This is a genomic window from Lamprobacter sp., from assembly GCF_034860625.1.
Classification (GTDB): Bacteria; Pseudomonadota; Gammaproteobacteria; order Chromatiales; family Chromatiaceae; genus Lamprobacter.
Window position 1 is genome coordinate 1 of record NZ_JAYESN010000020.1, and the last position, 19851, is coordinate 19851.

At 60.3% G+C, this 19851-nt stretch carries 18 protein-coding genes; 9 read left to right on the forward strand and 9 right to left on the reverse strand.

Annotated elements, in window-relative coordinates; translation table 11 throughout:
• Positions 1 to 250 precede the first annotated feature (250 nt).
• Together VBE63_RS07360 and VBE63_RS07365 are read right to left on the reverse strand one after the other, a co-directional pair.
• Positions 251 to 1240 carry an adenosine kinase gene (locus VBE63_RS07360; protein WP_323682362.1) on the reverse strand — a complete coding sequence of 330 codons (990 nt, stop codon included), beginning with the start codon at positions 1238 to 1240 and terminating at the stop codon, positions 251 to 253.
• 280 nt (positions 1241 to 1520) lie between these two features.
• Positions 1521 to 2513: a DNA ligase gene (locus VBE63_RS07365; RefSeq protein ID WP_323682364.1), complete on the reverse strand. Its 993-nt coding sequence runs from the start codon at positions 2511 to 2513 to the stop codon at positions 1521 to 1523.
• Positions 2514 to 2785: 272 nt separating this feature from the next.
• On the opposite strand from VBE63_RS07365, the gene VBE63_RS07370 reads away from it, so the two are divergent.
• From VBE63_RS07370 to VBE63_RS07385, 4 genes are all read left to right on the forward strand, one after another.
• Positions 2786 to 4849 carry a TonB-dependent receptor gene (locus VBE63_RS07370; protein ID WP_323682365.1) on the forward strand — a complete coding sequence of 688 codons (2064 nt, stop codon included), beginning with the start codon at positions 2786 to 2788 and terminating at the stop codon, positions 4847 to 4849.
• Positions 4850 to 4980: 131 nt separating this feature from the next.
• Entirely contained in the window at positions 4981 to 5436 is a 456-nt protein-coding gene (locus VBE63_RS07375) for a YfiR/HmsC family protein (RefSeq protein WP_323682366.1), read from the forward strand.
• Complete coding sequence (locus VBE63_RS07380) at positions 5426 to 6859, forward strand: sensor domain-containing diguanylate cyclase (protein ID WP_323682367.1); 1434 nt, start codon at positions 5426 to 5428, stop codon at positions 6857 to 6859. The genes VBE63_RS07375 and VBE63_RS07380 overlap by 11 nt, the downstream gene beginning before the upstream one ends.
• Positions 6860 to 6948: 89 nt before the next feature.
• Positions 6949 to 8112, forward strand: a complete 1164-nt coding sequence (locus VBE63_RS07385; RefSeq protein WP_323682368.1) for a hypothetical protein — start codon at positions 6949 to 6951, stop codon at positions 8110 to 8112.
• Here the strand turns inward: VBE63_RS07385 and VBE63_RS07390 are convergent.
• The 3 genes from VBE63_RS07390 to VBE63_RS07400 form a co-directional block, all read right to left on the reverse strand.
• Positions 8097 to 8408 (reverse strand): CopG family antitoxin, encoded by a 312-nt coding sequence (locus VBE63_RS07390; protein WP_323682369.1) that lies wholly within the window; start codon positions 8406 to 8408, stop codon positions 8097 to 8099. The genes VBE63_RS07385 and VBE63_RS07390 overlap by 16 nt on opposite strands.
• Positions 8401 to 8685 (reverse strand): BrnT family toxin, encoded by a 285-nt coding sequence (locus tag VBE63_RS07395; protein ID WP_323682371.1) that lies wholly within the window; start codon positions 8683 to 8685, stop codon positions 8401 to 8403. The genes VBE63_RS07390 and VBE63_RS07395 overlap by 8 nt, the downstream gene beginning before the upstream one ends.
• Before the next feature lie 110 nt (positions 8686 to 8795).
• Positions 8796 to 9722, reverse strand: coding sequence for a glutathione S-transferase family protein (locus VBE63_RS07400; protein ID WP_323682372.1), 927 nt, complete (start codon positions 9720 to 9722; stop codon positions 8796 to 8798).
• Positions 9723 to 10009: 287 nt separating this feature from the next.
• Between VBE63_RS07400 and VBE63_RS07405 the strand changes: the two genes are divergently transcribed.
• Positions 10010 to 10942, forward strand: a complete 933-nt coding sequence (locus tag VBE63_RS07405) for an exopolyphosphatase (RefSeq protein ID WP_323682373.1) — start codon at positions 10010 to 10012, stop codon at positions 10940 to 10942.
• A 69-nt stretch (positions 10943 to 11011) separates the two neighbouring features.
• On the opposite strand, the gene VBE63_RS07410 is transcribed toward VBE63_RS07405, so the two are convergent.
• Together VBE63_RS07410 and VBE63_RS07415 are read right to left on the reverse strand one after the other, a co-directional pair.
• Entirely contained in the window at positions 11012 to 11335 is a 324-nt protein-coding gene (locus VBE63_RS07410) for a MarR family transcriptional regulator (protein ID WP_323682374.1), read from the reverse strand.
• 193 nt (positions 11336 to 11528) lie between these two features.
• The gene (locus tag VBE63_RS07415) at positions 11529 to 12527 is read right to left on the reverse strand and encodes a GNAT family N-acetyltransferase (RefSeq protein WP_323682375.1); all 999 of its coding nucleotides are present in this window, start codon (positions 12525 to 12527) and stop codon (positions 11529 to 11531) included.
• 264 nt (positions 12528 to 12791) lie between these two features.
• Here VBE63_RS07415 and VBE63_RS07420 point away from each other — a divergent pair, with 264 nt between their 5' ends.
• A complete protein-coding gene (locus tag VBE63_RS07420; protein ID WP_323682376.1) occupies positions 12792 to 13421 on the forward strand; it encodes a cell division protein ZipA C-terminal FtsZ-binding domain-containing protein in 630 nt (209 codons plus the stop codon).
• Positions 13422 to 13494: 73 nt separating this feature from the next.
• Here VBE63_RS07420 and VBE63_RS07425 read toward each other — a convergent pair whose 3' ends face one another.
• On the reverse strand, positions 13495 to 14232 hold the full coding sequence (locus VBE63_RS07425) for a putative metalloprotease CJM1_0395 family protein (RefSeq protein ID WP_323682422.1): 738 nt from the start codon (positions 14230 to 14232) through the stop codon (positions 13495 to 13497).
• 59 nt (positions 14233 to 14291) lie between these two features.
• Complete coding sequence (locus VBE63_RS07430; RefSeq protein WP_323682377.1) at positions 14292 to 16016, reverse strand: methyl-accepting chemotaxis protein; 1725 nt, start codon at positions 16014 to 16016, stop codon at positions 14292 to 14294.
• 210 nt (positions 16017 to 16226) lie between these two features.
• On the opposite strand from VBE63_RS07430, the gene VBE63_RS07435 reads away from it, so the two are divergent.
• The 3 genes from VBE63_RS07435 (at position 16227) to fliD (ending at position 19817) form a co-directional block, all read left to right on the forward strand.
• Positions 16227 to 16454, forward strand: coding sequence for a DUF2835 family protein (locus VBE63_RS07435; RefSeq protein WP_323682378.1), 228 nt, complete (start codon positions 16227 to 16229; stop codon positions 16452 to 16454).
• Between the two features lie 79 nt (positions 16455 to 16533).
• Positions 16534 to 18216 (forward strand): HD domain-containing phosphohydrolase, encoded by a 1683-nt coding sequence (locus tag VBE63_RS07440; RefSeq protein WP_323682379.1) that lies wholly within the window; start codon positions 16534 to 16536, stop codon positions 18214 to 18216.
• A 203-nt stretch (positions 18217 to 18419) separates the two neighbouring features.
• On the forward strand, positions 18420 to 19817 hold the full coding sequence (gene fliD, locus VBE63_RS07445) for a flagellar filament capping protein FliD (RefSeq protein WP_323682380.1): 1398 nt from the start codon (positions 18420 to 18422) through the stop codon (positions 19815 to 19817).
• The last annotated feature ends 34 nt before the right edge of the window (positions 19818 to 19851 follow it).

Genomic DNA, 19851 nt, shown 5'->3' on the forward strand with positions numbered 1-19851 from the left:
TTGACAAGATAGATTCCCCCACCGGAAGTCAGCGGGGCAAACGCATGATCGCGCGGCGATGCCAGCTGACAGCGTACTTAGTTGCTTCGGCGAGCATCCTGCTGTCATTGCTGTCATCCCGCCTTCGGTGAAGACCGCTGATCGCCCCTGGCTTCCGAGCCGTCGCTTGTCCCCGTCAACAGACTGGGGGCTACGAGGCGGTGGCGACGAAGCTTGAGCCAGAAACGATGCCGGCGGGATTGCTCGCTGATCAGCTCAGCGATTTCAGAATCGCCTGGGTCTCTTCCTTGGGTAGGCGCGGTCCAAGGCTGGTGACCAGCTTCGCCGAAGTCGCCGAGGCGAGGTCGCCAGCCCGTTTGTGGCTCCAGCCCTGCGTGAGTCCGTAGAGGAAGGCGCCGGCAAACATGTCGCCTGCCCCGACGGTATCGACCGGCTCGACCTTGACCGGGTCGATCTCGATCAGCTCCTTGCCATCGAAGACCAGGGCGCCCTTGGGACCGCGGGTGATCGCGAATTCCTTGCTCAGCGTCTTCAGATAGGCGACTGCTTCGCTCAGGTCGTCGCTCCCGGCCATGCCCATGGCCTCTTCCTCGTTGGCGAAGATCAGGTCGACGCCGTCACCGATCATCTCTTTGAGTCCATCCTTGAAGAACTTGACCATGTTCGGATCGGAGAGCGATAACGCAGTCCGCACCCCACCATGCTCAGCCGCCTTGCGTGCCTCAATGGCCGCGACCCGCGCGGTGTCTGAGGTCACCAGATAGCCTTCGGTGTAGAACCACTTAGCGGCATGTAGCGCCTTGACCTCGACCTCATGCACCGAGAGGTTGCCGCTGATGCCAAGATAGGTGCACATGGTGCGGTCGGAATCCGGGGTGACCAGCACCACGCAGCGGCCGGTGTCGCCTTTCTCCAGATAGGTGCTATCGGTGGTGTCGACGCCGCCGTCGCGCAGGTCCTTCATATAGAAATGACCGAGTTCGTCGTCGGCAACCTTGCAGGCGTAGTAGCCACAACCGCCGAGCTGGCTCAGGGCGATCACTGAGTTCGCCGCTGAGCCACCGGAACCGCGCTGGTGATGATGTTCGCGCAGATGCTCCATGATGCGCAGCTGATGCGCCTCGTCGACCAGGGTCATGACCCCTTTGTCGATCCCCAGACGCTTGAGGTCGTCAGCGCTGACCTCGTATTCCATATCGACCAATGCGTTGCCGAGGGCGTAGATGTCGTAGGTACTCATCGTCTTCCTATGTTTGCTGTGACAGCGCCCATTGTCGCAGAAAGCGCACATCAGTTTCGACCTCGGGTCTTGATTTGGTCTCGTTCCCCCGAGTGTCGCTGCCCCGCCTGTCGTCGCCTGCGCCTGCGCCTGGACTGCCGTGGCGAAAGGGTCTGTTTCTGCAAAAAATCTGCTGTTATAGCCATTAGCCCTGATTGCCAGACTCAGATATGACGCTAGCTTTCAGTTGGCGTCAATCAGGTGTCTGGATATCAGGTGCGATGGCTATAAAAATCGTCTGCTACAAATCCTCAGCGATCCGCAGAAAGCTGGCGAAACGTGGCCGGTCGTACTTGGTGCGGCCGTGATACTTGAAGGTGACGACACTGCCAATCGGCGGCGGATTCGCGCGCTCTGCATCGCTGAAGCCGGTGCCGAGCTTGAATTGGGTGCCATCGGGCTCCTCGACCAGCATCGAGCCGAGCATGCCCTCGTACTTGCCCTGTCCGGGCAGATGCTCGAGCACGACCGCCTCACCCTCCAGGTAGGGCTTGACCTTGAGCAGATGGGCGCTGCGACCGGCCTGGTACAGGGCATCGCGACGATGCAGCATGAGTCCCTCGCCACCTGCGGCGACGATCTGCTCGAGTCTTGCTTGCAGGGTTGCATGGTCTGCGATCGGATGCTGATGGGCCAGCTGCAGCCGGGCGTTAGGCGCCTGCGCGAACAGCTGTTCGAGTGCCTTGAATCGATCCTCGAAGCCACCTTCGGCAGCGGGCAGGTCGAAGACCACATAGCGTACCTGCTGCCAGGCTTCTAGATCCGGTTTGAGGGTGCGCACCGTGCCGGAGAGGCGGGCAAAGGTGCCGCGTCCCATCCAGAGCTCGCCGTCTAAGGGGTGATCTGGGAAGCCGTCCGTGAAACCGGCGGGGGCGTTGATGATCAGGCCACCGCGGGTAATCAGCCGACGCCCGTCCCAGAATGCACGCACACCGTCGAATTTCTCGCTGACCAGATAGTCCGCCAGTTCGATACCGGGCTCATAGGATTGCGCGAGCGCAAGGTCTGGGGGGCGCGTATGTAACGACCAGGCGAGATCCTGATGCTCGCCATCGAGGCCTTGGCCGGCGGTTGGCTCCAGCAAAGCAAGGCTGGCCTCCGGCTCGCTCGCGAGGGCCATCGGCATCCGCATGCCCGCGATTAATAAGAGCGGCAATCTGAGGCGATTCAGGCGAACTTGCGGCATGACGAATACCGGGTTGGCGAGCGTGAAGGAAGCGAACACTCTATCCATTGCAGCGGCTGTTGCAAGTCTTATGGTCCAGACAAGGTCTGTCGATACAGCGGAGAGCAGGCTGGCGCTCCCGATGGAAACAGCAGTTTAGGGCATGCTCAAGTGATCAGGTCTGATACCATCAACGCTGATGCTATCCTGCTCTATCCTGCTCTATCCTGCTCAGTCGATGAAGCTCTGCAGATGAAGCTCTGCAGATGAAGCTCTGCAGACGAAGCTCAGTCGATGAAGTGACCGGCTTTGGATGATTTGATCCCTTGAGGTAGCCCTTCTTGCGCAAGCGTTACATCGCATCCAGCAGCCTGCTACCACGCACATCTTTGGTGGCCGCGGTCGGGCTCATCGTTGGGGCGCTGTTGGCATCGCTTGCTAGCAGCGCAAGGGCACAGGTCGGCCCTGATACCGATGCCGCCAAGCTGCAAGATCTGATGGCCCTGCTCGAGCAAGAGACCGAGCTGGCGACCCGCAGCGGCATGAACGCCGATTTTGTGCCAGGCATGGCGACCATCCTGCTCGGCGAGAATCTGATGGCGCGCGGGCTGCGCAATGTCGGTGAGGCGCTGACGCTGGTGCCGGGGATCAGCCAGGGGCTCGAGATGACCGGCGAGCGCCAGATCCTGAGCCGCGGCGTCGGCTACGGTTATGCCTCGGGCAACCTCAAGATCCTGCTCGATGGCGTGTCGATGAACTCGACCCTCTACGCCACCGCCAACCCGGTGCTCAACATCCCCATCGAGCAGGTCGAGCGCATCGAGGTGATCCGCGGCCCTGGGGCCTCGGTGCATGGTGAATATGCCTTTGCCGGCGTCATCGATGTCATCACCCGCAAGCGCCAACGCAACCTCAGCGCACAGGCGATGGACGGCGCCGATCATGGCGGTGGCGGGAGCTGGTACTGGCAAGACCCCGAGCGCGACCTCAGCGCCTCGTTCAATGTGCTGGGTCTGGACGGTGATGAGGGTGTCGAGGTTGCCGAGGATGCACTCTACCCGATCGGTCGATCACCGCTCTCGAACGCGCCTGGCCCCTCCAACGAGTCCCATCGCTATCGTGGGCTGTTCGCCAATCTGAACTGGGGGAATGTCTTTGCCGCGTTCAAGGTTCTGGATGATGACTACGGCGACTACTTCGGCATCAATCATTTCTTGCCCCCTGATCAGGACCACCTGGCCTCGCGCCAGGGCTATCAGTCGCTTCAGCTCGGCGCCAACCTGCAGCTGGGCGAGCGGCTGAGCACGCGGCTGCGCCTAGAGGCGTTGCGCTACCAGCGCGACCGTGACGACCTCTTCGTCTTTCCGGCCGGTTATTTCATCGATGACCCGGTCATCATGAGTCAGGACTACCAAGAGACCCGCTACCTGGCCGCCGCGGACATCCACTGGCGGCCGAACGACCGTCATCAGGTTCTGTTCGGGCTGGAGGCGAGCCAGGTCGAGGTCGATGAGGCGACCTGGGATTGGCCGGCGAGCTTTGCCATCGACTACCCCTGGCTCGACGACAGCCGCAATCGGCAGGTGTTGAGCCTGATTGCCCAGGATGAGTATCGGATCAGCGATCGAGTCACGCTGACCGGGGCCTTGCGCGTCGACGACTACAGCGATGCGGACACCTACCTGAGCCCCAGGCTTGCCGCGGTCTGGCGCATCAACAGCGAGCATATCCTTAAGCTGCAGTTTGCTCAGGCATTTCGTCCGCCGACCTTCTATGAGCTCGAGTATCCGGCCGATGGGCGCGGGTTGGAGGCCGGTGAGATTGCGACCTATGAGCTGGGCTATGTCTTGCGCAAGCCGACTTGGAAGGGACGGGTCATCCTGTTCCAGTCCGACTTGACCAATCAAATCATTTTCGGTGATCGAAATAGCGGCTACATCAACAGCGCTGATGCCCGATTGCGCGGTATCGAGTTCGAGTATGAGCAGCGCCTTGGCGCCCATTTCCGGCTTGATGCCAATCTTTCCTATGTCGACAGCCACGACTTTGGCACCGGCCGCCCCTTGCCGGGCGGTACCGACCTGCTCGGCAACCTGGCGCTGCTGTGGCGTCCGCTCGAGCCCTGGACCGCTGCACTCCAGTTGAGCTATGTCGGCGAACGCGAGCGGCGCGTTGATGATGAGCGTGGCCCGGTAGACGCCTATACCACGGCCGACCTGACGCTGAGCTACGGCAGTGCCGCGGGGGCTGGCTTCTATGCCCATCTGGGCGTCAAGAACCTGACCGATGCCGACGTGCGCTATCCGGAGCAGTCTGCGAGCTTCGCGGGCGTGCCTCTGACCTATGTCGATGACTATCCGCGCCCAGGTCGGCGTTGGTGGCTGTCGGTCGGCTACGCCTTCTGATCAAGATGCCGGTTCCCTGCGCGCTCTCCTGCGGTCGGTCTGGGACATTCTGCTGTCTCCTGCTGCTCTTGACTTGGCTGTCTCCGGGATGGGCCACCTCCTTATGGGAGGAAGAACAGCAGCGACTGCGCGTGGGGCTCAACCTGTTCCCGGCCATACTGGGTGCCCAGGAGGAGTTGCCGGCCCAGTGCAATGCCGATGGCGCGCTTGAGATCGCCGTGGTCTATAGGGCCTCGGAGCAGGCGGCAAAGCAGGCGGCCCGTACCTTGAAACAGATCGGCCAGGTGCAGGAGCTTGCACTGGTGGTCTCTATCCTGCCGGTCGAGAGGTTATCGGCCAATCCAGAGCAGTCGTTGGCCGCCATCTTTATCGCCAATTCTGGACTTGAGCCCGCCCTCCTGCGACGGCTCTCTGAGCACTATCAGGTCCTCGTCTTCTCCCCCTTCGAGGGCGATGTCGCCGCTGGTGCGGTGGCCGGTATCCATGTTGCTGATCGCATCCTACCGGCCATCAATCTCAAGCAGGCGCGACGGGCTGGTCTGAGCTTCAAGCCGTTCTTCCTGGGGATCGCGCACCATGCCGACTGACCCGAGGTTTAATGGTGGAGGCACCCGTTCGTTGCGTTTCGAGCGTAATCTTGCGCTCATCTTTGCCCTGCTGGGGGTCTTGCTGGAAGCGCTCATCGCCGTGTATTGGTTGATGATCCTAGAGCCCGCACTGCGTGATGACGCCGAGAGCCGAGCGCGCGCCTTGGCTCAAGCCCAGGCCCGGAGCATCGAGGTGGTTCTGGTCCTCGAGCAAGAGGAAGAGCAGCTTTTAAATGCACTCGAGACGCGGCTCGATACCATCTTGTTGCTCAAGGAGGATGAGAGTGGCGAGCCCTTGACGAACCACATTCGCCTCGAGCTGGACCCGGACAGGGTCGCGCTGCCCTTGAAGGCGATGTCTTTGGCGCGCGGTCTTACCGACTGTTCAGGTTGTTTCATCACCGAGGTGCCGCTCTACCATCCGCAAGACTATGCACTCATCGGCGTGGCCACTTTCCACGCCAATACCCGCTCGCTGGAGCGGCTGCTGACCGATGTTCGATTCAAGCTCCTGGGCGCTGGCGGTCTCATTCTGGTGTTTATCGGGCTTGCCTGGGGCGGCGTGGCCAGATTGCTCCATCGTTTACGCGAGAGCGAGACCAATTTGGGTAATCTGCTCGAGGTGGTGCCGTTTCCAATCCTGCAATTGCAATCCGATGGCTCGGGCATCCAACGCGCGAATCAGGCCGCAGCCGATTATCTTGGGTTGGCGCCAGATGAGCGTGGTCGGCTCGACAGCCTGACCTGGCAGGCGCTGCGGGTGGCAGGCTTGCCCGTAGCCGCCAATACCCAGCAGGAGGTGCAGATCAGCACGGCGCAAGGTGAGCTGCGCTGGGCGATGGTGTCGGTGAAGGAGGTCTTCCTCTCGGGCATCCCCCATCGATTGATCTCACTGGTTGACGTCTCTGACCTCAAGGCGACCCAGCAGCGTTTACATCAAGCAGCCAATACGGACGCGCTGACCAAGCTCTACAACCGTCGTTATCTGTTCATGCGGCTCGCCCAGGAGATTGAGCAGGCTGATCGGAAGGGCTCGGTCTTATCGATCATCCTGTTCGATCTGGATCATTTCAAGCAGATCAATGACAGCTTTGGCCATGCCGTCGGTGATGAGGTACTGGTGCGTATTGCTGAGTTGACGCGCCAATGCGTGCGCGAATCAGATATCTGCGGGCGCTATGGCGGCGAGGAGTTCCTGATCATCTTGCCGTCGGCCCCAGCCGCGGTCGCGCTAGGGATTGCCGAGCGTTTAGGCACCAAGATCAGGGCTGAGCGATGGTCTCAGCCCGAGCTTCACGTCACCATCAGTGGCGGTGTTGCGGAGTATGCAGACTCCACCATCGATGTCTTGATCGAAACGGCCGATCGGCGGCTCTACCAGGCCAAGCGAGCAGGTCGCGATCGCATCGTTGCTGAGTCTTGATGCCTCTCACATGATGGCCGCCGCATCTAGCCGTCCAGCGGCATTGGTGACCGCCACTTCAAGCCGTCCAACCACTGAGGTGTCAGCCCATGACGACCGGCCCGCGCCAGATTGTGACCCCCTATCGGCCGATCCCGCTCTCGGTGCCGGAAGGGATGAAGCCCAACGAGTTCTTCAACAGCACCGAGAACCTCAACGACCTGGCCCACAACAACGGGCTGCTGCGCAATCCTGAGAACCTGCTGCTCTACCGCAAGGCACTGGGTCACAGCAACGCGTTCGACGCCTCGATCATCTACGACACCTCGCGGGTCATTCTGGACCCGCTCGGCCGGCCGGTGCGCCGCACCCAGGTGCCGGATCAGGTCAAGCGGGTCTGGAACCGGATGAACCAGATCCTGATCCGCTACATGGTCGAGCAATACCCGGACCCAGAGCAGGCCTTGCTCTTGGCCGGGGAGGCGAGCCTGGACGCCACCTGGTCGCTCACCGCGCCCGGGGTGCCGAGCATCCGCATGCTGCACAACCACTTCATCGTCTTCCCGATGGATCAGTTGCGTCAGGCCAAGCTCGCCGACCCGAACAACCCCAATCTCACCGACGGCGGGCAGCATTGCCTGTTCCAGGCGCACATGAAGGAGGTCTACCGCGCCTTCTTCGAGCGCGCCCTCGATCTTGAGATCCTGCAGCCGGCCAGCCAGGGCAGCTCGCAGCTCTCGCTGACCGGGTATCCGCAGGGGCTGCCGTGCTGGGAGATTCAAGGTGGGGTTGAAGCGCTTGAAGATATCCGCTTCTGGCGCGAGTACGACCTGATCCTGATGGGTTTCTTGGATTTCTACCGGACCTTCTTCTCGCAGGTCTCGACCCGCAACGCGCCGATGCCCGACGGCGTCTATTTCCCGGACGCGGTGGATAGCGTGCTGCTGTTCGACAACGCCTTCCTGGCCACCGCCAAGCGCGTTCGGGACCAGTGCATCCGCGATGCCCAGTACGCCAATGCCATCCGCTGGCAGCCAGCCTTCAAGCAGATCATCTATCGCAACGACGAGGACCGCCTGCTAGTGACCATCAGCCAGAACTCGATCGGCAACGCCATCACCGAGCTGCTCGGCGTGGTCGTCAAGCGCGAGCCGGATGCCGATGCCTATGCAGAGTTTGAGCCGCGGCTGCTTGAGCGCCTGCTGGAGGTGCGCGCCCGTCTCATTGAGGCCGATCTAGGCGAGCCGATCGCGACTGATCATTGGCCGGGGTGACCTTGAGCGGCAGAGTGCGCATCACTAATAGCGCTCTGTTCTTGCTCGCACTGGTCAAGCCGCTCTTTCAAGAATAGATTGAGCAAGGTTTCCTCGCTTACGCCTCGCTGGTTGGCTAGCGAGCGAATTCTAGAACAGAGGTTGCGGTCGACTGCAACATAGTGGCGCTGTGAGGTAAGTTCGAGCTCCAGCTCCGCGGCGTTATCAGCGCCGTGCTCAGTAGCGTCATGCTTGTCCCAGAATTCGCCGATCTCGCGGTAGCTTGTACCCTGCGAAACGGATGATCGATTACCCATATTTCTGTATCTCTTTCGCGGTCATATCTCGCGCTGAAACAATAATAGCTCGCCCGTCCTTTGTATAAACGAAGAAAACACTCAGCAAGCGGCCACTATTGGTGCGGCCGAAGGCCGCATAGACGTCTTCTCCAACAACATGCCCTGTTTCCTTAAGACGGAAGCGCGGCCTATTCTCGAGCACCTCGATGACTTCAGACTCTTCCACGCTATGTTTCCAGCGCAGCTTCTCGGCGATGTCTTCGAGCCAGACAAGCTGTTCGATCCGTAATGGCATCAGATTCTCGATGAGCAGGAGGCTTGCAAGACCAATTGCCGTTGCTCGCTTTCGCTCTGGGCTAGCGCCTTGGTCTTGTCAACCGGTTTGGTCAAAGCGGCCCGGGTAGATCACCGTCCATGGGGCAGGCTGAAGTCCAGCGCGGGGCCTTTGGGAACGATGCCCGTCGGGTTGACCTGTTTATGGCTAGCATAGTAATGGAACTTGATGTGGTCCATGTTCACGGTCTCTGCGATGCCAGGCACCTGATAGAGCTCGCGAGTGTAGGCCCAGAGGTTCGGATAGTCGACGAGACGCTGGCGATTGCACTTGAAGTGGCCGTGATAGACCGGGTCGAAGCGCACCAGGGTGGTGAACAGGCGCCAATCCGCTTCGGTGATGCGCTCGCCGACCAGATAGCGCTGCGTCGCCAGCCTGGCCTCTAACTGGTCGAGGGTCGCGAAGAGCTGATCGAAGGCGTCTTCATAAGCGGCTTGGGTGGTGGCGAAGCCGGTCCGGTAGACGCCATTGTTGACCTTGTCATAGACCTGCGCATTGATCGCGTCGATCTCGGCGCGCAGCTCGACCGGATAGAGATCAAGCTCGGCGTTGCCCCAGGTGTCGAAGGCGCTGTTGAGCATGCGGATGATCTCGGCGGACTCGTTGTTGACGATGGTTTGGCGTTGCTTATCGTAGAGCACCGGCACCGTCACCACGCCATCGAAATCGGGCGCGCTCTGCTGGTAAAGCTGAAGCAGCTTGTCGAAGCCGTGCACAGGGTCGGGTGTCGCCCCCGGATACTCGCCAAAGACCCAGCTTTCGGGCGGCATCAAGGGATGCACGACCGAGACGCTGATCAGATCCTCGAGTCCTTTGAGTGCGCGGACGATCAGGGTGCGATGCGCCCAGGGGCAGGCGTGGGAGATGTAGAGATGATAGCGGCCGGGCTCAGCCGGGAAGCCGCCCTCGCCGGAGGGGCCAGGGCTTCCATCTGGGGTTACCCAGTGGCGAAAGCCGGATTCCCAGCGGATGAATTCGCCGTTGTCGTTATGGTGCATGCAGGCTCCTGATGACAATGTTGAAAAGCGTTAGGCGCAGGTGAGCGTTCGCTGGACGAAACGCTTGGACCGTTGGACCGTTGGACCGTTGGACCGTTGGACCGTTGGATTGATTGTGACTCTGAAGCAAGTGCTTCATTGACCTTCATCGACTGGATAGCGACGCGCGATGTCCTTTAGATCGGTGTGGACAGGCGAGAGCAAGGTGGATTTCGGGTTAAACTGCCCCACCCCTTTGCCACACAGCCCGCTCATGTGCCGAGTAGGCGCCTCCTCTGGAGATCTCCATGGCCGACCATTTCCGCCTTGTGACCCGTAGTGATTTTGATGGCCTGGTCTGTGCCGTCCTGCTCAAGGAACTGGAGCTGGTGGACGAGATCAGCTTCGTCCACCCGAAGGACATGCAGGATGGCGTGATCGAGATCACAGACCGCGACATCACCACCAACCTGCCCTATGTGGAGGGCGTTCACCTGGCTTTCGACCATCATGCCAGTGAGATCGAGCGCGCCGGTGGTCAGCGCCGGGAGAATCACATCATCGACCCCAAGGCGCCCTCGGCGGCGCGCGTCGTCTACGACTATTATGGCGGTAAAGAACGCTTTCCCAGGGTCAGTGAGGAGATGATGGCGGCCGTCGATAAGGGCGATTCCGCTGATTTCAGCCGTGACGAGATCCTCGCTCCCCAGGGCTGGGTGCTGATGAACTTCCTGATGGACGCGCGCACCGGCCTGGGTCGTTTTCGCGAGTTCACCATCTCCAATTATCAGCTGATGATGCAGCTGATCGACTATTGTCGCGACCACGAGATCGATCAGATCCTGCAGCTGCCGCACGTTCAGGAACGCTGCGAGCTCTATTTCGATCACCAGGAGCAGGCTCAGGCACAGCTCAAACGCGTCTCCACCCTGCACGGCAATCTGATCGAGGTCGATTTGCGTGACGAAGATCCGATCTTTGCAACCAACCGCTTCGTCATCTACGCGCTCTATCCGCAGGCCAATATCTCCATGCACCTGCTGTGGGGACGGCAAAAGCAGAACACGGTGTTCGCAGTCGGCAAGTCGATCCTCGACCGCGGCTCAAAGACCAACATCGGCAGCCTGATGCTGGAATACGGCGGCGGTGGTCACAACGCCGCCGGCACCTGCCAAGTCGCCAACGACCAGGCCGAGCGGGTGCGCGGGGAGTTGATCGCGCGGATCACTGCTGAGGGTTGACCAGGGCGAATGGGGAGCGCTGATAGGCTTTAGGGTCCATGAAGGTGCCGCTGCGATACTGGATTCGGCTCAGGCTGCCTGAGCATTGCCAAGCGTGACCTGGATCTGTATCTCGTCCCAGGGGATAGAGAGCCGACCGTCGCGCGCTTGCGCGATCAGCTCCCAGTCCAAAAGCTGATCGATATCGGCGCGAATGGTGCCTTGATCGGCGTGCAGTTGCTCGGCCAGCGTTTGGATCGAGGCTGTACCCAGCGTCTTGAGCTGCTCGAGCAGTGCCAGGCGCGCCAGTGTGAGCTCAGAGAACAGCTGTGCCGAATCCGTGAAGCTCAGATGAAAGTCGGCCTCGGGGAGCGTCTCGCCCTCTCCGGTATCGACCTGCTGAGCGATGGCCAAGGCCCGCGATTGCAGGTTCTCCCAAGATTCATCATCCTGAGACGCATGCCGGGGCCAGCGGCTGAGCGACCGGGTGTGTGAGGCACTCGACTGGCGCAAGCCTGACGGCAGCCTCAAGGACATGAACTGCCGGGTCGCGCTGCTGCTGGGGCTCTATCGCGACGGGCTCATCGAGCGGGTTGAGAGCCTGTGATCAGTCGAGTGATGGATGTGGTTGGCCGGTCTGCAGCCTGATGCCTTGGTCTTCTTCGCCGTTGGGAGTCCAGGCATAGAGGCTGCGCTTGGCGTAGACTTGGAAGCCAGTCGTTTCATAGAGCAGGCGAGCGGGTTGATTGCGGACATCCACGGATAAGAGCAGGAGCTCAGCACCCCGATGTTGGACTCGACTTAGTGCCTCTGCCACCAATAGCCTGCCTAATCCATGGCCGCGCCATTCAGGGACGATGCCCATGTAGATCAGCTCCCAGCAGTGCGTCGGCGGATGCTGCGCCAAGAGCAGTAAGCCTGCGTCCTCGCCTTTGTAACCGAGTATGTACCAATGCTCAGGTGTGAACTGGCCCTGCTGCTGAAACCCATCGATGGCCTGCAGAGGAGAGAGCACGCCATGCAGACCAGGGCAGTCTAGCGAGCCGTCTTCGATGCGAGTCATCAGCGAGAGCAGCCGCGATGAGGGCAGTTGACCAATGGATTCGATCGAGGCATCAGGGTGTCTGGTGGGTATTGGCGCATCTTGGCGGTTATGCGGGCTATGCGGGCTATGCGGGCTGATGTCGGCACATAATCGAGTGTCGGCCCTTAAATAGAGTAGGTCCACCAAGAACGGAAAGCCGTTTTCGCGCAGCAGCAAGGCAGCAGCCTCATCAGCGGTCTCGATTACCGCTTGGACGATGCTAAGCCCCTGGCGGGCCGCCCATTGCCTCGCACCACGCAAGAGGATCGGGCCCCACTCGGAGCGGCCGGGCTGACCGGGCTGATCAGACTGATTAGAGGAGTCAGCAGGAAGCCAAAGCCGAGCGGTGTTGCCTGGCTGTGGCTGCACCCAGACTGCTGCAGCGGGGCCTGCTGCTCCAGGGATGATCAGTAGGCTGCTCCAGTCCGTCTCTGGCCGGCGCGCGGCGGCGTCGATGGCCTCTGCCAGTTCCGCCAGGCTGCTCGGTTCATCGGTTGCAGCCAGGAGTCGGAGTGCATGCACCCTCCATGGAGCAGGGCAGCGCATGACTTGTGCAGGAGTTTGGGGCTCGCCAGGCTGAGTGGACCGCTGAGTGCTGGGCATCGTACTGGGTATCGGACTGGGCATCGAAAAAGCATCCCTGTCTGGTGGCTGGCTGTGTTGCTGTTGGCGAGCCTGCATCGCGCGTCGCCAAATGGGCAGCTAAGGCGTTTTTTTTGGGTTAAGCTTTGATGGAGGAAGGAGCCTGTTTCTGCAACAATAGCCCATCCTTCGAGGAGTAGCTGAATGAATGAAACCAGCCTTGCCATCTTGCTGGCGTCTGCCGCCGCCGTTCTCGGCTTAGTCGCCCTAGCGGTCTTCTATTTCTCGGTTCTCAAGCATCGAGATGAAGACGTCCAAGGTGAGGATGAGAACGAGGATCAGGAGGCGAGCGAGCTGTCGGCGGCATCGCAACCCGCCAAGTCGGCTAATTCAGGGCAGGCACGGACGCGAGCAGAACGCAAGAAGAAATACGCCGACAAGACGCAACGCTATCTCTTCGTGGTTTTCGATGAGCCTGGGCCTGAGACGAATCGAGCCCTTGGTCAGCTGCTCAAGGACACCAATGCCTTCTATGAGGCCGCACTCGGTATCTACCATATCCCACCCGGCCCCGAAGGTTATCCACTGACCGTCGCAAACGCCTCCTCACCGGGGACCTTACCGCCATTGCATCTGGATGCCGATGGACATCCGCCGGTTGACGGCGTATCCATCCTGATTAAATTTATCAATTCCCGCAGCTTAGCCCGTAGTCCCGATACCATGGTTGCCTTCACCCGGCGGGCTGCAGGGATTGGCGGGCGCATTCTGGATGTAGAGCGCAATCCAGTGACTGAGGAGACCTTGGCGGGACTCGGTCCGGATGCGAATTGATTCAGCTTTTCCTGCCCATCGGTGCCTATCGATGGGCATCAGGCTGAAGCCATCAGACCCGGCGTCATCTTCGCTAGGCGACGCTCCGTAGGATCGCCTGTGCTACCTCGGCACCCTGGCCTGTCGTGGTGGCAATGCGGCTGTATTCTTCGACGCGAGGGTCTCGACTCAGCGGGATAGCTTCTGACTCGTCATCATTGGCCGCGGCCCTTTCAGGGATTGCGATGTTGACGGTTTCTGTTTGCTGTTGACTGAGTTCGAGCTGGGCCATCAGCAGGTACTGCCGGGCTCGTGCCGCAACCTGATAATCGCTCGGCGAGGGGTCAGCGGGCGCGAGGGCGGCACTGATGACGATCTGCATCTTATCGATCGTGGCCCGGGGGTCGCCAGTGACAGGGCCATAGTCAACCGAGACCTTGCCAGCCACGGCGTAACGCTGGCCATCAGGTCCAATCCGATACTCGTACTGAGCGCTTCCAGTATAGGGGCCGCCGACAATCTGATGCGCGAGTTCGTGCTGCCGCACCTCGCGATCCGTTTGCTTCATTTGATCGATGAGACGCAGCTCTTGTGGCGAGAGCTCTTCGCTCAGGGCATTGGGTTGCGTCTTGCTGCTCGCCGCAGTTTCGCCGACAGGGTCTACGCGCGCGGTTTCCTCGGTGGCGCTGGTTGCCCCATCTGACTGGCTTTGTCCTAGAGCTGTCTTCGCCCCATCAATGCTCGGACGCCACCCAGGGCTATTGGGGGTCACACTGCCGTTCACCAGGTTCCCGGTGGAGGGGATCGAAGAAATTGGGCTGACAGCAGGCATGTTGATCACGGGATGATCCTCAATTCCAGATCGAGAACCTGAGTGTTATTCCAGGTACATCAAAAGCTTTCCCAGTCGTCTTCGCTGTGGGTGGCGGGCTCTGGCGTCTTTGGGCTGGGTTTGGGCGCTGGAGCCGCGAGTGCCGCAGGTGAAGAAGTATAGCGTTTCGGTGGGGGGTTCGCTGACGGAAGTGCGGCGGCGGGGTTGCTCGTCCTGGACGATTTGCCCACTTTAAAGAAGGCCACCGCATCAGCGAGCTCACGCGATTGCTCTTCCAACGAGGCGGAGGCGGTCGCCGTTTGCTCGACCAAGGCCGCGTTTTGCTGAGTCACCTCATCCATTTGGCTAATCGCAACACTCACCTGGTCGATGGCCATGGTCTGCTCGTTGGAGGCCCGGTTGACCTCGTCCATGAGCTCCGAGACTTTCGCGCTGTGCGTGACGATCTCATTCATTGACTCGCCAACGGCCTCGACCAGCACTCGGCCTTGCTGGACGACCTCGCCATTCAGTGCGATCAAATCTTGGATTTGCTTGGCGGCATCCGCTGAGCGCTGGGCGAGATTGCGCACCTCTTGGGCAACCACGGCAAAGCCGCGTCCTTGCTCGCCAGCGCGTGCGGCCTCGACCGAGGCATTCAACGCCAGGATATTGGTCTGGAAGGCGATTCCGTCAATCAGGGAGATGATCCCACTGATCTTCTCGGAGCTTTCGGTCAGCTCACGCATTTTCCCAACGGCCTGCTCGGCCTTTTCACCACCCGCGCCGGCCGAAGTGTTGGCCTGAGTCGCGAGCTGGTTGGCTTGGGCGGTATTGTCCGTGTTGTGCTTCACGGTTGAGGCCACCTGCTCCATGCTGCTCGCGGTTTCTTGGAGGCTTGAGGCCTGTTGCTCGGTGCGCTGCGACAGATCGGTGTTGCCCGTCGAGATCTGGGTGGCCGCGGTGGAGATCGATTCCACCGAGCTTTGGATGTTGATGATCAGATCCCGCAGCTTATCCTGGGTATCGGCTAGCGCTAACATCATCTTGCCGACCTCGTCTTTGCCATGGCTATCGATGCGGTTGGTCAGATTGCCATGGGACATCTCGAGGAACACCTGCTGGGCGTTAGCCAGTGGCCGAGTGATGCGTAGGATGATCTGCCAACCAAGCAGGGCGCCCAGGATCACGGCAACGACAAGACCGCCGATCATCAGGTTGCGCATCGACAGCGAGTTGGCCTCGGCGCTTTGGAAGGCTGTCAGAGCTGTCTGCTGCTCGAGCTTGAGCATCTGACCGAGGATTTGGCTCAGCTCACGATAGACCGGCAACCCCTCGATGAAGACGACAAAATCAGCGCCGGCAAACTCACCGTCCGCGTAGAGTTCCACGGCTGGCTGCACCGCGTTATAGTCAAGCTTTTGATACAGGGCATCGAACTGTTCGACGAGGGCTTGGGCTTGGCTGCTCATGATCGCCCCCCGGTAGTCGTCCAAGAGACCAGCGAGCGTTTTCTGGTCGCGTTCGATGCTGTCCGCGTGCATGGTGACCGGGTGATCGTGCAGTGCGCTCACCGCCAGTTCAGGCGCATGCTGGGACGACAGGAAAAGCTCCATCATGATGTTTCGGACCAAGGACTCGATCTGTCCAAGTTCCTGCGAGCGAACCAGATTCTGCTCGTACACGCCCTCAAGTGCACGGTTCGACGCTTGCATGCCATTGATGCCCAAGCCGCCGACGATGAGCAGGAAGGCGAGGAGGATAAAAATCAACAACGCCAAGCGGCTCTTGATCGTCAGTTTCATAACGCACTGTACTCCAGGGCAACGCAACTGCCATGCCACCTCCTAAGCAGAGGTTTCTTCTACAATCATCGTCCAAACACCGGCGCGCTTGAACAAAACGGGCTGACGTGGATCAATCGGTCGGTGCATTTCGCGTCGACAACGGCATCAAGATATCATCATGAGGGCGGGTCGGCGATCTTTCTCGAGTCCAAGCAACAAACTGCCACCATGCCAAGCGTCGATGTCATCATCGAGCTTTCTCCCGATGCCTGCCTGAGCCACTATGAGGGTCGGGCTGAGCATGTTTACACGCGCAGTCTTGATGGCCGACGCGTTGTGTTTCCGGCTGCCGCGCTTCGCCATGTGGTGACGCGTGATGGCGTGCACGGTATCTACCGATTACGCTTTTCGCCGGCGGGGCAGTTTGAGTCGATAGAGCAGCTAGAGCAGCGATAAGTGCAGTGATAGAGCAGCGATGCCAGGCGTTGACAGCGCGTTGCTCAAGCGACCAGTCCGTAGCGAGGTGGGAAATCTTATGAAAGAACCGCAGGACGGCTACACGAGCGTGCATAAGCCGTCCGAGATCGAAGCGCTGCTGGGTCAACTGAGTGCGCCCGGCGGCGCGTCCCTGGTCTTCGAGAATTCTGAAGGCAAGGCCCTGCCGGTGCTGGTCGCCGACCAACGATTTGGGGATCATCTGCTGCTCGATATCAGCGCGATCCGCGAATTGGCAGGGCCGCTTCAGCGTGGGCGTCCGTTTCGTTTGGTTGGTGAGGCCAACGGGATGATGTTGCGCACCCCGGTCTTGGTGTGCAAGTCCTGCGAGCAGCAGCAGGGACGCCTGAGGTGCCGTTGTGATTATCCCTTCCATTTAGAGGTCTTGCAGCGGCGCGAAAACTTCCGCGCGAAGTTGCGGCTGGGGATGGAGGTCGGCGCCATCCTGCGCGACCAGGAAGAGGGTACGACTTCTCAGGGGGATCTCAAAAATCTCTCGCTGGACGGCTGCATGGTCGAAATGCCCGTCTCAAGTGCGAACATGTTGGCCTCCTCCCTACCGCTTGAGATCGAGCTCTGCTTCCCCGACGGCTCGCGTTTTGCCATCCAGGGGGAGGCAAAGCATTACAGCATCGATGTCGAGCGGCAAGTCATCTGCGTGGGCTTTCGGTTCAATACGCCCTCGATCGAGCAGGAGCGTCAGCTGTGGCTCTTTGTGCGTGAGATCGAACGTGAAACGGCGCGCCAATCAGCCGGTGGTTCCGAGGGTTTGCTGCGGTCGTTGCTGTTCCAGACCGATCCCAAAGCGCCGCCGCCGGTAGCCAGACGCAATGCGCAACGCTATGCCACTCCCATGACCAAACGACTTGCGCGTGTGGCAGGTTACTTGGATGCGCAACTGCTCGAGCTACCTAATGAACATCGGTTGGACTCGGTCCAGCTGTCCAGGCACGCGGATCGTCTCCTGGTACTGCATGCGGAGGATCGCGAAGCGGTCTTGTTCGCAGCCCGCTGTCTGTTTCAAGAGGCCGCTTTGGTGCGTCATTGCCTGGCGGTTGCCGTTGGCCTGCTCGACCTCGCGGTCTCTAGCAAGATGCCGCGCGATGCCTGCAAGGCGGTGGCGGCTTGCGCAATGGTGCATGATTTTGGCAAGGTATTTCTGCCCGATGGTCTCCGCGCCGCGACAGCGCTGGATCAGGAGCAGCGCGCCTTGCTGAGTACCCATGTCGAGCAGCTCAGGCCGAGCTTTGAGAGCTGCCAATGGTTGGCGAGCAGCGTGTTGAAGAGCGTGGTCATGGAGATCAATGAGCGGCTCGATGGGAGCGGCTACCCGCTGGGTCTGCGGGGCGAGCAGCTGGGCGAGTTATCTCGTGTGGCGATGGTCGTCGATGTGATCGATGCCATGCGCCGAGATCGGCCCGATCGTCCGGCCTGGAGCATGGACCAAATCTATGCGCACCTGGTCAGCCAGTCCGACCGCTTCGATCAGCGCTGGGTCCGGCGTTATCTCAATCTCTTCGGACGTTTGCCGATTGGCACCTTGGTCCGTTTCGAGGCAGGGCAACTGGCTTGGATTCAGCGACTCGATGCCAAGGGCCAGCCGGTGCAGGTGCAGCTCACGGACACCGCCAAACCTCCGGATGACGCGCTCGGCGAGGTGCTGCGTGACGCGGCGGTGCTGCGGCTTGGCAAGCCGTTGGAGGAGGTCGTGGTGCCGCTTTGAACCTGATCACAGTTTGATCGGATGATCCAGTCTCGGCCTAAAGTCCCCATGGCATCTGCCGATAATCCTACTAACCTAAGCATAAAGCTCTGAGCATAAAGCCCTAAGCATAAGGCGGCCCGCAGGGCATAAGGCGGCCCGCAGGCAGGGCGGGCATCTTGGTCAGCTAAGCACATTCCCAGGACATCAGTTAAGGAGTCGTCATGTCTACCATTACATCACTCGGCATCGGTTCAGGTCTCGATCTCAACGGGCTGCTTGATCAGCTACGCGACGCCGAGCGCGGTCGGCTTCAGCCGATTGCCCAACAGAAGGCGGCGCAGGAAGCCAAGCTATCCGCTTACGGTCAGCTACAAGGGTCGCTCTCGGCGCTACAAACAGCCGCCGACAAGCTGAATGATTCGAAGCTATTCCAGAGCCTCTCCAGCTCGGTCAAGGGCACCAGCATTACCTCGGCGGCGAATTCCAACGCCGTGCCAGGGCGTTACGATGTCAGCGTGACTACGCTGGCGCGCGCCCAGAGTATCGCGACCGGTGGCTTCGCCAAGGGGGAGACCTTTTCCGCCGGAACGATGACGATCCAGGCCGGCGACGCTGATCCTCTTAGCGTGACGGTGGAGGAGGGCTCTAGCCTCGAGGCTATCCGCGACAGCATCAATGCCGCAGGCTCTGGGATGACTGCGAGCATCGTCAACGATGGTGATGAGGACAATCCCTATCGCCTTGTGCTCGCGACGAACGATACCGGCACCAATGCGGCGATCCAATCGATCAATTTTACGGGTGGTGATGCGCGCCTGAACTTCACGGAGGAGCCGGATGGTGGCTACGTTGAACCGTACGATGGCATGCGGGAAACCGTCGCTGCCGAGGATGCGGCCCTAACCGTCAATGGCATCGACATCAGCAGCCAGAGCAATCAGGTCGAAGGCGCGATCCAAGGTGTGACGTTGAGCATCGCCGAGGAAGGCGATTCGACTGTCCTCGTCGAGCGCAACAATCGTGGCGTGCGCGATGCGGTCAACGGTTTCGTCGACGCCTATAACGCCTTCCACTCGACCAAGAGCGACCTGACCAAATTCGATGGCGACACTAGCACCGCTGGCGAGCTGCTCGGCGATAGTGCGCTGCGTACCATCGAATCGCGCTTGCGTTCTGCGCTTGGCGGCGCGCAGTCTGAGGGTGAGATTCGGACCCTATCCGATCTCGGCATCAGCCTGCAGCGTGACGGCAGGCTTGAGGTTGATGCAGAGGCCCTCGATGACGCTATCGTCAATAACCGCGAGGCCTTGACCAGCTTCTTTGCCGGCGAGAGCAAGGACGTTGGCTTCGCCGGAGGTCTAAGCGACATGTTGAGCCAGATGCTCGGTGATCGCGGCCTGCTAGGGAACGCTCGAAGCGGCGTGGAATCGCGGATTACGAGCCTCAGTGAACGCTCCGCACGCATGGAGGTCTCGATTGAGCGGGAGATCGCGCGCTATCGAACGCAATTCGGGAAACTCGACTCGATGATTGCCGAGATGAATCAGACCAGCACCTATCTGACGCAACAGTTCGAAGCCCTCAACTCAATGATGACCAACTATCGAAAGAAAGCCTAAATCGTCTGCCAAAAATGAAGACCGGGGATCTGAA

Excerpts from the sequence above, each read along its gene's own strand:
- VBE63_RS07360 (WP_323682362.1), bottom strand. The coding sequence starts at position 1,240 with ATGAGTACCTACGACATCTACGCCCTCGGCAACGCATTGGTCGATATG.
- VBE63_RS07365 (WP_323682364.1), bottom strand. The coding sequence starts at position 2,513 with ATGGATAGAGTGTTCGCTTCCTTCACGCTCGCCAACCCGGTATTCGTC.
- VBE63_RS07380 (WP_323682367.1), top strand. The coding sequence starts at position 5,426 with ATGCCGACTGACCCGAGGTTTAATGGTGGAGGCACCCGTTCGTTGCGT.
- VBE63_RS07385 (WP_323682368.1), top strand. The coding sequence starts at position 6,949 with ATGACGACCGGCCCGCGCCAGATTGTGACCCCCTATCGGCCGATCCCG.
- VBE63_RS07390 (WP_323682369.1), bottom strand. The coding sequence starts at position 8,408 with ATGGGTAATCGATCATCCGTTTCGCAGGGTACAAGCTACCGCGAGATC.
- VBE63_RS07395 (WP_323682371.1), bottom strand. The coding sequence starts at position 8,685 with ATGCCATTACGGATCGAACAGCTTGTCTGGCTCGAAGACATCGCCGAG.
- VBE63_RS07400 (WP_323682372.1), bottom strand. The coding sequence starts at position 9,722 with ATGCACCATAACGACAACGGCGAATTCATCCGCTGGGAATCCGGCTTT.
- VBE63_RS07405 (WP_323682373.1), top strand. The coding sequence starts at position 10,010 with ATGGCCGACCATTTCCGCCTTGTGACCCGTAGTGATTTTGATGGCCTG.
- VBE63_RS07420 (WP_323682376.1), top strand. The coding sequence starts at position 12,792 with ATGAATGAAACCAGCCTTGCCATCTTGCTGGCGTCTGCCGCCGCCGTT.
- VBE63_RS07425 (WP_323682422.1), bottom strand. The coding sequence starts at position 14,232 with ATGCCTGCTGTCAGCCCAATTTCTTCGATCCCCTCCACCGGGAACCTG.
- VBE63_RS07430 (WP_323682377.1), bottom strand. The coding sequence starts at position 16,016 with ATGAAACTGACGATCAAGAGCCGCTTGGCGTTGTTGATTTTTATCCTC.
- VBE63_RS07435 (WP_323682378.1), top strand. The coding sequence starts at position 16,227 with ATGCCAAGCGTCGATGTCATCATCGAGCTTTCTCCCGATGCCTGCCTG.
- VBE63_RS07440 (WP_323682379.1), top strand. The coding sequence starts at position 16,534 with ATGAAAGAACCGCAGGACGGCTACACGAGCGTGCATAAGCCGTCCGAG.
- fliD (WP_323682380.1), top strand. The coding sequence starts at position 18,420 with ATGTCTACCATTACATCACTCGGCATCGGTTCAGGTCTCGATCTCAAC.